The organism is Flavobacterium sp. MR2016-29 (assembly GCF_015350695.1).
Taxonomy (GTDB): Bacteria; Bacteroidota; Bacteroidia; order Flavobacteriales; family Flavobacteriaceae; genus Flavobacterium.
Genome location: NZ_JADKPU010000010.1, coordinates 13,910 through 28,637 on the forward strand (window position 1 = coordinate 13,910; position 14,728 = coordinate 28,637).

12 protein-coding genes are annotated in these 14,728 nt (G+C 33.7%); 1 reads left to right on the plus strand and 11 read right to left on the minus strand.

Annotated features, from left to right (window positions below; all coding sequences use genetic code 11):
• Window positions 1-5: 5 nt before the first annotated feature.
• The 4 genes from IR010_RS17925 to IR010_RS17940 form a co-directional block, all read right to left on the minus strand.
• Window positions 6-1,226, minus strand: coding sequence for a glycoside hydrolase family 105 protein (locus IR010_RS17925; protein ID WP_194605710.1), 1,221 nt, complete (start codon window positions 1,224-1,226; stop codon window positions 6-8).
• Window positions 1,227-1,396: 170 nt separating this feature from the next.
• Window positions 1,397-2,362: a DUF4861 family protein gene (locus IR010_RS17930; RefSeq protein ID WP_194605712.1), complete on the minus strand. Its 966-nt coding sequence runs from the start codon at window positions 2,360-2,362 to the stop codon at window positions 1,397-1,399.
• A gap of 10 nt (window positions 2,363-2,372) precedes the next feature.
• Complete coding sequence (locus tag IR010_RS17935) at window positions 2,373-3,308, minus strand: alpha/beta hydrolase (protein ID WP_194570583.1); 936 nt, start codon at window positions 3,306-3,308, stop codon at window positions 2,373-2,375.
• 180 nt (window positions 3,309-3,488) lie between these two features.
• The gene (locus IR010_RS17940) at window positions 3,489-4,928 is read right to left on the minus strand and encodes a glycoside hydrolase family 28 protein (RefSeq protein ID WP_194605714.1); all 1,440 of its coding nucleotides are present in this window, start codon (window positions 4,926-4,928) and stop codon (window positions 3,489-3,491) included.
• Window positions 4,929-5,216: 288 nt separating this feature from the next.
• On the opposite strand from IR010_RS17940, the gene IR010_RS17945 reads away from it, so the two are divergent.
• A complete protein-coding gene (locus IR010_RS17945; RefSeq protein WP_194605716.1) occupies window positions 5,217-6,245 on the plus strand; it encodes a LacI family DNA-binding transcriptional regulator in 1,029 nt (342 codons plus the stop codon).
• 130 nt (window positions 6,246-6,375) lie between these two features.
• On the opposite strand, the gene IR010_RS17950 is transcribed toward IR010_RS17945, so the two are convergent.
• From IR010_RS17950 to kduI, 7 genes are all read right to left on the minus strand, one after another.
• A complete protein-coding gene (locus IR010_RS17950) occupies window positions 6,376-7,989 on the minus strand; it encodes a UxaA family hydrolase (protein ID WP_194605718.1) in 1,614 nt (537 codons plus the stop codon).
• Between the two features lie 80 nt (window positions 7,990-8,069).
• Window positions 8,070-9,512: a tagaturonate reductase gene (locus IR010_RS17955; RefSeq protein ID WP_194605720.1), complete on the minus strand. Its 1,443-nt coding sequence runs from the start codon at window positions 9,510-9,512 to the stop codon at window positions 8,070-8,072.
• Window positions 9,513-9,729: 217 nt separating this feature from the next.
• A complete protein-coding gene (locus IR010_RS17960) occupies window positions 9,730-10,401 on the minus strand; it encodes a bifunctional 4-hydroxy-2-oxoglutarate aldolase/2-dehydro-3-deoxy-phosphogluconate aldolase (protein WP_194605722.1) in 672 nt (223 codons plus the stop codon).
• Window positions 10,402-10,411: 10 nt separating this feature from the next.
• Window positions 10,412-11,434, minus strand: coding sequence for a sugar kinase (locus IR010_RS17965; protein WP_194605724.1), 1,023 nt, complete (start codon window positions 11,432-11,434; stop codon window positions 10,412-10,414).
• A gap of 152 nt (window positions 11,435-11,586) precedes the next feature.
• Window positions 11,587-12,993, minus strand: coding sequence for a glucuronate isomerase (uxaC, locus tag IR010_RS17970; RefSeq protein WP_194570590.1), 1,407 nt, complete (start codon window positions 12,991-12,993; stop codon window positions 11,587-11,589).
• 23 nt (window positions 12,994-13,016) lie between these two features.
• A complete protein-coding gene (locus IR010_RS17975; protein WP_029273504.1) occupies window positions 13,017-13,808 on the minus strand; it encodes a gluconate 5-dehydrogenase in 792 nt (263 codons plus the stop codon).
• 5 nt (window positions 13,809-13,813) lie between these two features.
• Window positions 13,814-14,650: a 5-dehydro-4-deoxy-D-glucuronate isomerase gene (gene kduI, locus IR010_RS17980; RefSeq protein ID WP_194605726.1), complete on the minus strand. Its 837-nt coding sequence runs from the start codon at window positions 14,648-14,650 to the stop codon at window positions 13,814-13,816.
• Between the last annotated feature and the right edge of the window lie 78 nt (window positions 14,651-14,728).

The following is a 14,728-nucleotide window of genomic DNA, read 5'->3' on the forward strand; positions in this document are numbered from 1 at the left end:
TCTAATTATCTATTCAATTCTAAAGCTGCTAAAATAAAAGGTCCAGTTGCCTTAGGATCATTATCTTTCTTTTTTTCGTTTACATAATAGTCATAAGAGCCATCTCTATATGGAGTTCCGCCTAAACCAGCAACCTGACAAGCCTGCGTTAAAGTAATACCGCCATCTGCATCAACTTTTATTAATTTTGTTGTTAAGCCATCAAAAGCTTTGTTCGCTAGTTTTTTATATTTTGCGGGCAAATATCCTTTGTTTGCTCCTTTTGCAAAAGCATAAGCAAACATAGAAGATCCTGAAGCTTCTAAATAATTTCCTTTTTTGCCAACTTTGTCCGTCACTTGATACCACAAACCTGATTTATCTTGAAATTTGGCCAAAGAAGCCGATACATCATTTAAATATTTTACCAATTCTTTTTGTTTTGGATGCTCTTTTGGAAAATAATCTAATGCATCAACAAGTGCCATTGCATACCAGCCTAAAGCTCTTGACCAAAAATTAGGAGAGTTTCCAGTTTCTTTATTTGCCCATGGCATTGCTTTGCTTTCATCCCATCCATGATATAATAATCCTGTTTTTGGATCTGTTGCATGCAATTGAATCTGTTCGAATTGTTTTGCAACATCATCCAAGCTTTTTCCTTCTTCAAACGTAGCAGTGTATTGTGCATAAAATGGTTCTCCCATATATAATCCGTCAAGCCACATTTGGTTCGGATAAATATTTTTATGCCAGAATCCGCCGCTTTTTGTTCTTGGCTGTTCAGCGATTTGCTTACGCAATAACTGCATTGCTTTCAGGTATTTCTCTTCTTTAGTTTTATCATATATATTAAAAAGAAGACGTCCGGATACTACCATATCAATGTTATATTTGTCTAGTTCGTATGTTTTGATAGTTCCGTCATTTTGCACTAAAGCATCAACGTAACCTTTTACATAAACAGGATATCTTGGATCTGGATTTACCTTATATAACTCTTCAATTGAATGCAAAACCAAACCATGAACATAATCCCATTTTGGTGCTTTCGAATCATCAATCATATAAGCTTCTGGATGGCGTTTCATTAATGTCAGAGCCATTTTATCAGACCATTTTAAATCTTTAGAAATTACGATATCTTTTTTTGCAGGTTCTTGCGAAGTCACTTTACAGCTTGTAAATGCGATTAAACAAACCAAAACTGCTGCTGTAAAATAACCTCGTTTTTTATTATTTTTCATTTTAAAATATATTTAAATTTCACTATTATCTAATTCAATTGTTGCAAAAACAAAAGCTGCCAACGCTGGCGAACCGTTGTCTTTGCTTTTCCATTCACATAATATTCATTTTTTCCGCTGCGAAAAGGTTTTCCAGTTTTATTTTATGGAAATTGTCATAAAATATAAAATTACATTTTTCCTTTTTTGTTCAGCAATTCTAATTTTTCATCAAGATATTTTATAAATTCTTCTTTTGATTTTATGCCATTTTTCTCTTGTTCCCAGGCACCTAAAAGATAAAAAGAGGTCGATTTTGTTGTTGGTTTAAAAACCAAAAGATAATCCAATTCTGTATCCGCAATATTTTCAATTGTATTTACTTCATAAAAAAGCGCCATTCCTAATTTGTCTGGAACTAGCGATTGTTCTCCGTAAGTCGCTAAATAGGCCCATTTTTTATTTTTGCTTTCTTTTTTAAGCAATTCTGTATTTTTTTGTTTTACAATTCCGGTACAGATTCCTTTGATTTCTTTTGAAGCCTGAATTGTATGCTGTGTGTAGAGCTGATCTGGCTTAATGGTTAAAATTGAAGTGAAATCAATTTTATCAGCCGCTGTTTTCCATCCGTAATAATTCACTTTTATAGCTGATTCATTTGTTTTATTAGAAACAACAGCAATAGTTGAATCTACTTCACGAAAGTGGAGTTTTTCATTGTTTAAATAACGGTCGATTGATCCGATTCCTATTCCTTTTCCGGCTTTCAAAATATCAGCTCCCCAATCGCTCATTTCATGGTACGAATCAAAATTATCCTGACCCACTTTCGGCAAAATAATATCTGAAGTCTTTTTTCCAAAAATATCAATAGCATTTCTCCAGTCTAAATACAAACGGTATCCAATTCGGTTATTTTCCCATCCTGGGCCTTCGTAACGAATATCGAAAGAATGGTCTGTATGTTCAGGAGCCAATTTTAATCTGTCAACATTTTTAAAAACAGTGCCGCCAATATATTTGCGTCCTTCCCACTTTCCATCTGTTTTTGCTGCTATTTCAGCATATGTTTTTGCTGTTTTTGAATCATTTTTTTGAGCATTTACAGCTGTAAAACCCATTAAAAATAAAGCCGCTATTTGAATTTTTGTTTTCATTCGTATTGTATTATTTAAACATTTTATCTAAGAATTGCGCTGTGTAAATTATCATTTCATCAAACCAAGGCTGAAAAAACCAAAAAGAATGAGGTGAGTTTTCAATTGTTTTTACTTCACTGTAAATTTTATTCTGATTTAAAATTGTAATCATATCATCTCTTCCAGCATGAAACCTTTCAAAACTGCTGTTTATAAAAAGTATCGGCGGTGTATTTTTATCAGTGTGATTTAAGGCCGATGCATTGTTCCAGTTTTCTGGATTTTCTTCATAACTACCTTTAAGCCAAAACCCTGCCATTTCTCCTTCTTTCGATTCTGGATGCTTAAATGCTAAAATTCCATCAACATCGATAATTGCATTTACTTTTGATGATGATTTACTTTTAAAACCCGCATCTTCAAAAGATGGATTATCATTTGTTGTACCTATCAAAGCGGCCATCTGACCTCCTGAAGAACATCCTAAAACCGCAATTTTGTTTGTATCTACATTGAATTTCCTTGCATTATCTTTTATGAATTTAATGGCATTTTTTACATCATAAATTGCTTCAGGATATTTTGCTTCTAATGATAATCTGTATTCAACTGCAAAACAAGAATACCCTTTTGAGGCAATTTCTTTTGCAAAAACCTGCATTTGGCTTTTATTTCCTGATCTCCATCCGCCACCATGAATCATGATTACTGCGGGATTCTTTTTTTTCTTCTTATAAAAAAAAGCATCTAAATGTAATGCCCTATTTTCCTTCAAATCATAAACAACATCGCTTATCTGATTTACATTTTTATCTGTTTTTGCCTGAACAATTGTAATGAAAGGATACTGTTTAATCAATTTATTGTATGTACTCTTTACAGTATAAGACGTATCTATACTATATTGATTTTGAGCTCTTACGACTCCAGAAAGCAACAATAAAAATAATACTATTTTCTTCATTTCAGGACTTCTAATTTAGTTAAGAAAGGAGTTCGATTCAGGATCAAACTCCTTTTTAACTTCTTCAAAAAACAATAATCTCAAAAAACTAAAAATTACTAATAACCAGGATTTTGAGGAAAATTTTAATTCTGATTTTCAAGTTTAATTGTTTGGTTAAAATATAATAGTTAAGTGGTTTTAATTTTTAATTGATTCAATTTTCTTTCCATTTATATAAGTGTTAATGAAATTTATGTTTTTTACATTCTTTAGCGAATAAACCGAATCTACTTTTATAATTTCAACATCTTTAAATGTTATGTTTTCTATTGGAGACTCTTTATAACCATCGGCCAGAATACCAAATTTACCTCCATTTTTAACTTTAATATTTTCCATATTAATATTTCTGATGGTTGGTATGTATTTTCCAACTTGGCTGCCGTATAAATCATAAAACATGGTTACTCTCAAAACGCATTCTTTTACTGTTCCAACTTCAAGATTTCTAACGTAAATATCTTCTGTAGTGCCTCCACGTTTAGAGTTTGTTTTGATGCGGATTGCCCTGTCAAGATTCGGACTGTCCATTACGCAGTTTTCTACAAACACATTATTAACTCCAGCTGTAATTTCGCTTCCCATTACAACACCTCCGTGTCCGTCGATCATTTTGCAATTTTGAACAATGATGTTTTTACTCGGAATTCCAACTCTTCTTCCATCTCCGTCTCTTCCTGATTTTATTGCAATACAGTCATCACCAGTATTAAAAGTACAGTTTCTAATGATTACATTTTGAGAATATTCGGGATCACAGCCGTCATTATTAGGTCCGTGGCTGTTAACTGTAACACCGTCAACAATTACGTTATTAGATTTTAAAGGATGCAGAATCCAAAACGGAGCATTTATTACAGTAATATCTTTTACTAAAATGGTGTTGCATTCGAAAAATTCAATAAAATTTGGACGCAGGTAATGTCCTTCTCCAAAAATTCTTTCTTCAACCGGAACTCCTTTTTCAGCCATTTCAACTAAATTATCACGGTTAAGAGGATCATGCTGTGAAGGCTGTCCTTTTTCCCAGCCATAACCTTTACTGCCACACCAAGGCCACCAATTTGTATTATTTGCCTGTCCATTCAAAGTTCCTTTTCCTGTAATCGCAACATTTGTTTTGTTTCTTGCCGATATAAGAGGAGAATGATTCATCAGTTCGGTTCCTTCAAAAGAAGTATGGATCAAAGGATATTCTTTTGAATTAGTAGTAAAAAGGATTTCAGCTTTATCTTCTAGATGCAGATTTACATTACTTTCTAAATATATTGGACCGGTTAAATATTTCCCATTTGGCACAATAACTTTCCCGCCTCCATTTGCTGTACAAGCTTTAATTGCTTTCGCAAAAGCCTGTGTATTTGATGTTTTGCCATCGGCTACAGCCCCATAATCATTTATATTATAAGTTTTATTTAAAAAGTGCGTTTTTGGAATGCTTTTAATGATTAAATCCATTTTTTTCCATGGATCAGATTCAGAAACATTCGAAACTTGTTTTCCACATGATAAAATCAACATAGAAACAGCAAAGAAAATCGCAATTGATCTTAACGTTAAAGACTTACTTGTAAACATTTACGTTGTATTTTGGTTTTTAGGAAGTAAAACATCAATTATTTTGTAATCGATTACACGAAAGTATAAAATTTGTTTCAACAGACCAAATTTATTTAGAAATAATTTATATATTTAATTTTTATTTGCAATTATATTTACACTTAATGTAAAAAAAAACATAATTTTTTATCATTGTGGGATTGCAAACGTTTTAGTTATCATTTCTGGTAATCGATAACAATAAATATTAAATTATATAAAAAAAATGTATTTTTGTCTAAGAATTAATCTGAAAAACCTTTTCGAATGAGCGAAAAAATAACCATTTATGATATTGCCAAGAAGCTGAATATCACTGCTGCGACTGTTTCCAGAGCGTTAAACAACAATCCGAAAATAAAAGAAAGCACACGTGACTTGGTAATCAAAACCGCTGCCTCGATGAACTATAAGCAAAACAAACTTGCTTTAGCATTAAAAAGCGGCCGTAGTAATAATATAGGTGTTATTGTTCCTCGTATAGACAGCAACTTTTTCGCTTCGGTAATTCGAGGTATTGAAGAAGAACTGCATCCTCATGGTTATCAAGTTATTATTTGCCAGACACACGAGAGTCCGAAAAGAGAAAATGAAAATTTATATACTTTAATCGATGCTCAAGTCGACGGAATCATTATGTCTGTTACCGATGTAAGCAACGAAAATGACGGTGCTTTTCATAATGTATTAGAAAAAAATGTACCGCTTATCTTTTTTGATAGAAGCAAACATATTGACGGAGTAAGTTCTGTAACTATTAATGACTTTAAAGGAGGTTATATCGCTACCAAACATCTTATAAATGAAGGATGCAGAGCAATAGCACATTTATCTGGAGATCAATCTCTTGAAATCTTTAAAAATAGGTTTTTAGGATATAAACAAGCTTTATTAGATAACGGAATGACTTTTAAAGAAGAATATGTTATTCCGGTAAAAAGTATGGTTGACGCTGGAAAAGATGCTGTTGATATTTTACTGGCTCTAGAAACGCCGCCTGACGCTATATTTTCTTCGAGTGATTTCGCCGCTTTAGGCGCCATTCAGGAGTTAAAAGAAAGAAATGTAAATATTCCAAAGGAGTTTTGCGTAGCAGGTTTCAGTAACGAACCTTTTACCAAATTTATGGAGCTTTCTATAACTTCAGTAGATCAGTCTCCGCTTGAAATGGGAAAAATGTCAGCTCGTGTCTTCTTGGAACAAGTAGATAAAACCGACACTATTAAAATAGAAAAAAAGGTAGTTCTCGCTCCAGAATTACACATTCGTAAATCTTCTTCAAGAACTAACTTCTAGTTTTAAAAAAAACTGTATAGCGATATAAGTTCATTTAAAATACAATACTTAGTAAAAAGGCAGCTCATTGATGAGCTGCCTTTTAGTTTTGAATTATATGACTTTATATTACTGATATGATAAAAAAATCCTATAAAGAAACTCCTCTTTTCCAAGGAATAAATACATCTTGTTTCAACTGGTCTGCCTTTGTTTCCACGTTTCCGCTCGCCAATTCTATAATGTAATCTACGATTTCTGCTCCAACTTCGGAAATTGTTTTTTCACCAGTAATCACAGTTCCAGCATTTACATCGATAATATCCGACATTCTATTAATTAATGCCGTGTTCGAAGAAATTTTTACAACGGGTGCAATCGGATTTCCCATCGGATTTCCTAAACCTGTGGTAAATAAAACAACTGTTGCTCCCGCCCCAACCAATCCTGTGGTGCATTCGGCGTCATTTCCTGGCGTATTTAAAAGATTTAAACCTGGTTTTGAAATATATTCACCGTAGTCTAAAACATCTACAATAGGTGAAGTTCCGCCTTTTTTAGCTGCGCCAGCAGATTTCATAGCGTCTGTAATTAATCCGTCTTTGATGTTTCCTGGAGATGGGTTCATATCAAACCCTGAACCTGCATCTACAACTGATTTTTCAAAAGCTTTCATTAAAGTTAAAAACTTATCTGCCTTTTCTTCGTCCACACATCGGTTCATCAATTCTTGTTCAACACCACATAATTCTGGAAACTCTGCCAAAATTGTTTTCCCTCCCAAAGCTGCAAAAATATCTGAAACAATTCCTAATGCTGGATTAGCAGAAATCCCTGAAAATCCGTCGGAACCTCCACATTCTAAACCAATACTTAGCTTTGAAAGAGGAGCAGGTTTGCGTTCAATTTTGTTTGCTCTTTTAATGGCTTCATAAGAATCTTTAATCACCATTTGAAACATTTGATCCGTAGTTCCAATTTGTTGTTGTTCATAGATCAAAATTTCTTTATCACTATTCGGGCTCATTTCTTTCAATGCCTTCTTTAAAATATCTACTTGCAAATTTTGGCAACCCAAACTCAAAACAGTAGCACCTGCAACATTTGGGTTATTCACATATCCTGCAAGGAGTTTTGCCAACAATTCAGAATCTTGTCGAATCCCTCCACAACCACCTTGATGATTGATAAATTTTACTTCGATATTATCTAAAAGATTTTCATTTAAATTTTTATCAGAAACTTCTTCAATGCTTTTTTCTTCAATTAAAGAGCGTAACAAATTTTTATAAGAAACTTCTTTTTTGGGCATTAATTCGTTTTCGAAAATATCTTTAAGTTTTTCGATATTTTTGTTTTCACAAAAAACCAATGGAAAAAACAACCAAACGTTTTTGGTTCCAACTTGTCCATCAGTACGATGGTATCCGTTAAAAGTTTTGTCTTTCCAACGATCTACATTTGGTGGAGTCCAACCTAAATTTCCGTTTTTACCAAAAACTTTTTCACTTTGATGTTTTACATTTTCGGTAGTAATTACTTCTCCTTTTTTTATAGGTTTAGCAGCTTTTCCTACCAAAACGCCATACATTATAATATCATTACCAATTGTAAAATCTTTCTCAGCGATTTTATGTTTTGCTTTAACATCAGTTGTTGGTGAGACGGTAGTTCCTTCAAATATAATTTGTTCGTTTTGTACCAAGTCGGTCAAAGCAACAATTACGTTATCTGCTGGGTTTACTTTTATTAATTTTTTTTGCATGATCGTTTTTTTTTTAAGTTGCGAAGTTTCTAAGATGTGTTCAAAAACTTAGGACCTTCGAATCTCAGAAACTATTCTAATTAATATTGTTTGCTGAAATTAGCAAATCCTTTTTCTATTCCGTTTTCTTCAATTTCATTTAAGGCCAATACTGAAGCTTCCGATAAGCCTTTTACTTTAGTTAAATCTTCACCCCAGAATTCAGTGTTCGCTAATATTTTAGCTACAACTAAATCTGAAGATCCTAATTGCCAAGCGTTTTTAAATGCCTCAACTATCTCTGGAGAATCTTTTACAGGTAATACTTCGTTATTCCAATTCCCTTTGTAGAATTGAATTAAACTCGCTAAAGAAAAAGTCAAATTAACTGGCAATTTGTTGTTAGCATTATAATATCCCAATAAACTTGGTAAAACTCTTACTTTGAATTTTGAGATAGAATTTAATGCAATATCAGCAAGTGCATGTTTGATAAATGGATTTTTAAATCGGTCCATTACCTCTTCAGAATAGGCCGTAATTTCATTTTTGTCCATATCAAGAGTTTCGCTAATTTCACTAATAACACTGTTTACGAATTTTCCAGTAAAATCTCCGTTAACAGTTTCCATTACTAATTTGTTACCATACAAAAGTGAAAAAGGAACCATTGCCGTGTGTGCGCCGTTTAAAATACGAACTTTAATCATTTTAAAAGGACGTATATCATCGACAATTTTTACATTCAAATCTGTTTTATGAAAAGGTAATTTTGATTTTAAAGCATCGCCACCTTCAATAGCCCAAAGAAAGAAAGGTTCAGCAGCCACGATTAAATTGTCCTGATAATCTAATTTATTGTTGTATTCTTCAATTTCAGCTCTTGGATATCCAGGAACAATTCTGTCAACCAAAGTACTATGATAGGTACAAACATCTGACACCCAAGTTTTAAATGCATCCTCTAACTTCCATGTATCGCAATATTGCAAAATATATTTTTTTAGCGTCTCTGAGTTATAATCAATCAACTCACAAGGAATGATTGTTACTCCTTTAGAAGTATCTCCGTTGAAATGTTTGAATCTTTCATATAATAAAACAGTCAGCTTTGCAGGAAATGAAACTGGCGGTTGCATATCTGGAGTATCACTTTCAATGAATTCAATTCCAGCTTCAGTAGTATTTGAAACAATAAACTGAAGTTCTTCTTCTTTAGCTAAAGCTAAATAATCAGCAAATTCAGTATACGGATTTATAGCTTTTACAATATTAGTAATCAACTCAATATCTTGTATTTTTTCGCCTTTTTTAATTCCGTTCATAAACAAAGTATAAAGACCGTCCTGATCATTAATCAAGTTTACCATACCGTCTTTCAAAGGTTGAACCACTGCAATACCAGCATTAAAATCAACTTCTTTATTTAGTTTGTGAAAAGCGTAATCAACAAAAGCTCTTAAGAAATTTCCTTCTCCAAACTGAATTACTTTAATAGGCTGTAGTTTTTCTAATCCTATATTTTTTCTGTTTAACTGTTTCATTTTAAATCATTAATGCGTTATAAATAACCACGTTAAATACCTTATTAACTTATTATTTTCTGTTTCTATATTGTAAAAGAAACATTACACCGTTGGGTAAAATAAAACCTGCTGTGAGGAATGGCAAGATTTATTTTGCAAGCGTAATGCTCAATTACAACATCTAAAACTCTAAAAAAAACTGCAAGCCAAATAAAGGAATCGGTATGATTACTCCTTATTTATTTTTAATATTTTTGATGATATCCAGAACCTGACTTACTTTGTTTTTCAAACCGTCAAAATCTTTATTATCAAGTATTTCTTTTGAAATTAACTGCGATCCAATACCCACACAAAATGCGCCTGCATTAAACCATGAAGCCAAGCTTTCTGCAGTTGGCAAAACGCCTCCTGTTGGCATAATGCTGGTCCACGGACATGGGCCTTTTACCGCTTTTATAAATTCTGGACCGTAAATATCGCCGGGGAATAATTTTACAATCTCACAGCCTAATTCTTCCGCTCTAGCAATTTCAGTAAGCGTTCCGCAGCCTGGTGACCACAATACTTTGCGTCTGTTGCAGGCAATTGCAATGTCTTCCCTGAAAACCGGAGTTACAATAAAGTTAGCTCCCAGACTCATGTATACTGAAGCCGCAGCGGCATCTGTAATAGAACCAACTCCCAACATCATTCCCGGCAGTTCTGCCAAAGCATATTTGTTTAAAGCGCCAAAAACTTCATGTGCAAAGTCGCCTCTGCTGGTAAACTCCATTAAACGGGAACCGCCATCGTAGCAGGCTTTTAAAACCTTTTTGCTTAATTCTATATCAGAATGAAAAAACAGCGGAACCATTCCGTTTTCTTTCATTGTCTGCGCAACTTCAATTCTTGAATATTTTGCCATATTTATAGTATTATCGTGATACTAACGCAGCGCCGTCACCATCAATCATATTTTCAACTTCTTTCAGTGTAACCAAGTTGTAATCCCCTGCAATGGTATGTTTTAAACAGCAGGCCGCAACTGCAAAATCTAATGCTCTCTGATTATTGTTTTGGTATTTTGTCAAGCCATAAATTAAGCCTCCCATAAAAGCATCTCCGCTTCCTACCCTATCTACAACAGGTGTCACTTCTTTGACAGCTGCATTGTAAATCGCTTTTCCATCGAACAAAATACCGCCAATTCTTTGATGAGAAGCACTAACAGAATAGCGCAGGGTCGTAGCAGCAATTTTCAAACTCGGAATCAAATCAAACAATTTTGTATATAAAACCGGAAGTGATTTTTCATCTTGATAATTTGGATTTACTTTCGGAATTCCCAGCATGAAATAAGCTGTATCAATATCTCCTAAAATAACATTGCTGTATTTAAGCATTTCCGGCATAACATCGCTTGGCGTTTTGCCGTATTGCCATAATTTTGATCTGTAATTTAAATCGCATGAAATTGTAATTCCCAGTTTGTGAGCCACTTTAATAGCTTCTAAACAAGCTTCGGCGGCACTTTCAGAAATTGCCGGCGTTATACCGCTCCAGTGAAACCAATCTGCACCTTCAAGCACTTTCTCCCAGTCAATATTTCCTTTTTGAATAGTTGCCATCGAACTGTGCGCGCGATCGTATACTACATTGCTCCCGCGGGTTCCTGCACCAGTTTCAAGAAAATAGATTCCCAGGCGTTCTCCTCCAAAAATGATATTTTTAGATTCTACGTTCATTTTTCTCATTTCTTTTAATGCAGATCCTCCAATTTCATTTTCAGGCAATCTGGTTACAAACTCCGCATTTACGCCATAATTTGCCAAAGAAACACAAACATTAAATTCACCGCCTCCATAAGAAGCTCCAAACTCTTTTGCCTGAGAAAAACGAAGATGTCTCTCTGTTGAAAGACGCAGCATTATTTCGCCGAATGCAACTACTTTACTCATATTTTTTTATTGTTTTTACCAGTAAAAATATTTTTTCCACCATTAAGATAGTAAGAGAATTAAGCTTTGCAGCCAAAATTAAAATTCTTTATTTCTTTTAAATACTAAGTTCTACACTTAATTTTCTTACTATCTTAATGGTAAAACTTTATTTAAAATTTGAAATATTCTTTTGCGTTGTTATACGAAATATCAGCAACCAATTTTCCAATCCATTCCATATCAGCAGGAAGCTCTCCTCTTTGAATTTCATCTCCTAAAAGATTACAAAGAATACGTCTGAAATATTCGTGTCTTGGAAAAGACAAAAAGCTTCTTGAATCTGTCAGCATTCCAACAAAACAACTGATTAATCCCATATTTGAAAGGGCATTTAATTGCTTTGTCATTCCGTCTTTCTGATCTAAAAACCACCATCCTGAACCAAATTGTACTTTTCCGCGAACGCTTCCGTCATTGAAATTTCCAATCATTGTAGCCATAACTTCATTATCTGCTGGATTTAGGTTATAAACAATGGTTTTCGTCAATTTATCTTTGCTGTCTAAGGCATTTAAGAAAGAAGATAATTTTTGCGCCTGCGGATAATCTCCAATAGAATCCCAGCCAGTATCCGGACCTAAAATTCTGTGCATGCGCGCATTATTATTTCTTAAAGCACCTAAGTGAAATTGCTGTACCCATCCAAATTCATGATAGGTTTCAGATAAGAACAATAAAACTGCACTTTGAAATTTTAATGCTTCTTCAGGAGTTAAAACCCCATTTTCTCTTTTCTTTTTAAAAATTGAATTGATTTCACTTTCAGTAAAATTCTCAAAATAAATCTGATCCAAACCGTGATCACTCAATTTACAGCCATTTGCAGCAAAAAATTCGATTCTCTTTTTTAATGCCGATTGTAAATCTGAATACGTATTAATCGCAATTCCGGACACATCCCCCAACGTGTCCAGATATGCGTTATAACCATCATTTGAAATTAAGATGGCTTTATCGGGTCTGAACGCAGTGCTGACTTTAGTTCCGAAAGGATTTGAAGCCAGTTTTTGGTGATGTTCGAGATTATCAATTGGATCTTCTGTCGTACATACTAATTCGGCATTTACTTTTTTAAGTAAATTTTGAGTGCTGTACGCTTCAGAATTTATTTTTTCAGAAGTTTCTATATATATTTTCTCAGCCGACTTTTCATTTAATAAATCATAAATATCAAAATAGCGGGCCAATTCTAAATGTGTCCAGTGATATAAAGGGTTACGCATTGTATACGGAACCGTTTTTCCCCAGTTTAAAAATTTATCTTTGTCAGATCCGTTTCCAGTAATAAACTGCTCGCTGATCCCTAATGTACGCATAGCACGCCATTTGTAGTGATCACCGTTTATCCAAACTTGAGTGATATTATCAAAGATTTTATTATCTGCTATATTTTGTGGCGACAAGTGATTGTGATAATCAATTATAGGCTGATTTTTAGAATAGTTATGATATAATTCTTCAGCATATTTGTTTTCAAGCAAAAAATTATCGTTTATGAAAGTCTTATTTGAGCTCATGTTCTTTTAATTATAATTGAGAATTATTCGTTTGATGGTTTGCCAATTGTAGCCAAAATACCGCCATCTACATATAAAATATGACCGTTTACAAAATCACTTGCCTTAGAAGACAAGAATATTGCAGCTCCAGCCAAATCGCTTGGATCGCCCCATTTTGCAGCAGGAGTTCTGCTTATAATAAAATCATTAAAAGGGTGTCCGTCAACTCTGATTGGTTTTGTCTGTTCTGTTGCAAAATATCCAGGCCCGATTCCGTTGATTTGAACATTGTATTTTGCCCATTCTGTAGCCATATTTTTAGTCAGCATTTTTAAACCGCCTTTTGCAGCAGCGTAAGCACCAACTGTATTTCGGCCCAATTCGCTCATCATAGAACAGATATTAATGATTTTTCCTTGCTGTCTTTCGATCATTCCTTTGGCAACATGTTTAGAAACAATAAACGGACTTACCAAATCAATATCTATAACTTCTTTAAAATCTGACACTTCCATTTCAATCAGCGGAATTCTTTTGATGATTCCAGCATTATTAATCAAAATATCAATGGGTCCGACTTCACTTTCTATTTTCTGAACAGCAGTTTTAACTTCCTGTTCATCAGTTACATTAAATTTATACCCAACTGCATTTATACCTTCATTTTGAAGTTCTTTTACAGCATCATCAATTTTTTGCTGTGATGAATTTCCGTTCACCACAATTGTAGCACCAGCTTGTCCTAAGCCTTTTGCCATTGCCATTCCAAGTCCGTGTGTACTTCCTGTAATCAAGGCAACTTTCCCTTTTATATCAAATAATGAGTTTGTCATAATTATTATCTTAGTTCGGTTATTTTGCAAACATCCATATCTCCGTAATCTAAATTCTCTCCTGCCATTCCCCAGATAAAAGTGTAATTACTGGTTCCTGAACCTGAGTGAATAGACCATGGCGGAGAAATAACCGCTTGATGATTGTTCATCCAGATATGTCTTGTTTCTTGCGGCTGTCCCATAAAATGGCACACTGCCTGATTTTCTGGAATATCTAAGTAAAAATAAACTTCCATTCTACGATCGTGTACGTGTGCTGGCATGGTATTCCAGACACTTCCTGGACGTAATTCAGTCATTCCCATCTGCAATTGGCAAGTTGTTACCACACTTCCAATAATCATTTGATTAACTGTACGGTGATTTGCGGTTTCCATCTTACCTAATTCTAATTTATTTGCTTCTGCCAAACTAACTTTTACCGTTGGATAAGAAGTATGAGCCGGAGCAGAATTAATATAAAATTTAGCAGGATTTTTGCTGTCATCGCTTTTAAAAATTACTTCTTTATTACCTTTTCCAATATAAAGTGCATCTTTAAAACCTAACGGAAAAGAAGTTCCTTCTACAAGTACAGAACCGCTTCCTCCAACATTTATAATCCCTATTTCTCTTCTTTCTAAAAAATAGCTTGCCTTAAGCGGATCAATACTTTCCAGTTTTAATTCACTTACAGGAACTGCTGAACCAGCGATATAACGATCATAATGCGAGTACGTTAAAACAATTTCGTTTTCCTGCATTAAGTCATCAATTAAGAATTCGTTTCTTAATTCTTGAGTATCATATTTTTTTACTGCTTCAGGGCTAGACGCGTATCTTGAACTATATTTTGTCATAATAAATTTTTAAAATGTAATCGATTGCACAAAAGTATATTTTTATCTTTAAAAACCATAATTCCAACCAAAATTTAT

Coding starts and splice junctions, on each gene's coding strand:
- IR010_RS17925 (WP_194605710.1), bottom strand. CDS start 1,226: ATGAAAAATAATAAAAAACGAGGTTATTTTACAGCAGCAGTTTTGGTT.
- IR010_RS17930 (WP_194605712.1), bottom strand. CDS start 2,362: ATGAAAACAAAAATTCAAATAGCGGCTTTATTTTTAATGGGTTTTACA.
- IR010_RS17935 (WP_194570583.1), bottom strand. CDS start 3,308: ATGAAGAAAATAGTATTATTTTTATTGTTGCTTTCTGGAGTCGTAAGA.
- IR010_RS17940 (WP_194605714.1), bottom strand. CDS start 4,928: ATGTTTACAAGTAAGTCTTTAACGTTAAGATCAATTGCGATTTTCTTT.
- IR010_RS17945 (WP_194605716.1), top strand. CDS start 5,217: ATGAGCGAAAAAATAACCATTTATGATATTGCCAAGAAGCTGAATATC.
- IR010_RS17950 (WP_194605718.1), bottom strand. CDS start 7,989: ATGCAAAAAAAATTAATAAAAGTAAACCCAGCAGATAACGTAATTGTT.
- IR010_RS17955 (WP_194605720.1), bottom strand. CDS start 9,512: ATGAAACAGTTAAACAGAAAAAATATAGGATTAGAAAAACTACAGCCT.
- IR010_RS17960 (WP_194605722.1), bottom strand. CDS start 10,401: ATGGCAAAATATTCAAGAATTGAAGTTGCGCAGACAATGAAAGAAAAC.
- IR010_RS17965 (WP_194605724.1), bottom strand. CDS start 11,434: ATGAGTAAAGTAGTTGCATTCGGCGAAATAATGCTGCGTCTTTCAACA.
- uxaC (WP_194570590.1), bottom strand. CDS start 12,993: ATGAGCTCAAATAAGACTTTCATAAACGATAATTTTTTGCTTGAAAAC.
- IR010_RS17975 (WP_029273504.1), bottom strand. CDS start 13,808: ATGACAAACTCATTATTTGATATAAAAGGGAAAGTTGCCTTGATTACA.
- kduI (WP_194605726.1), bottom strand. CDS start 14,650: ATGACAAAATATAGTTCAAGATACGCGTCTAGCCCTGAAGCAGTAAAA.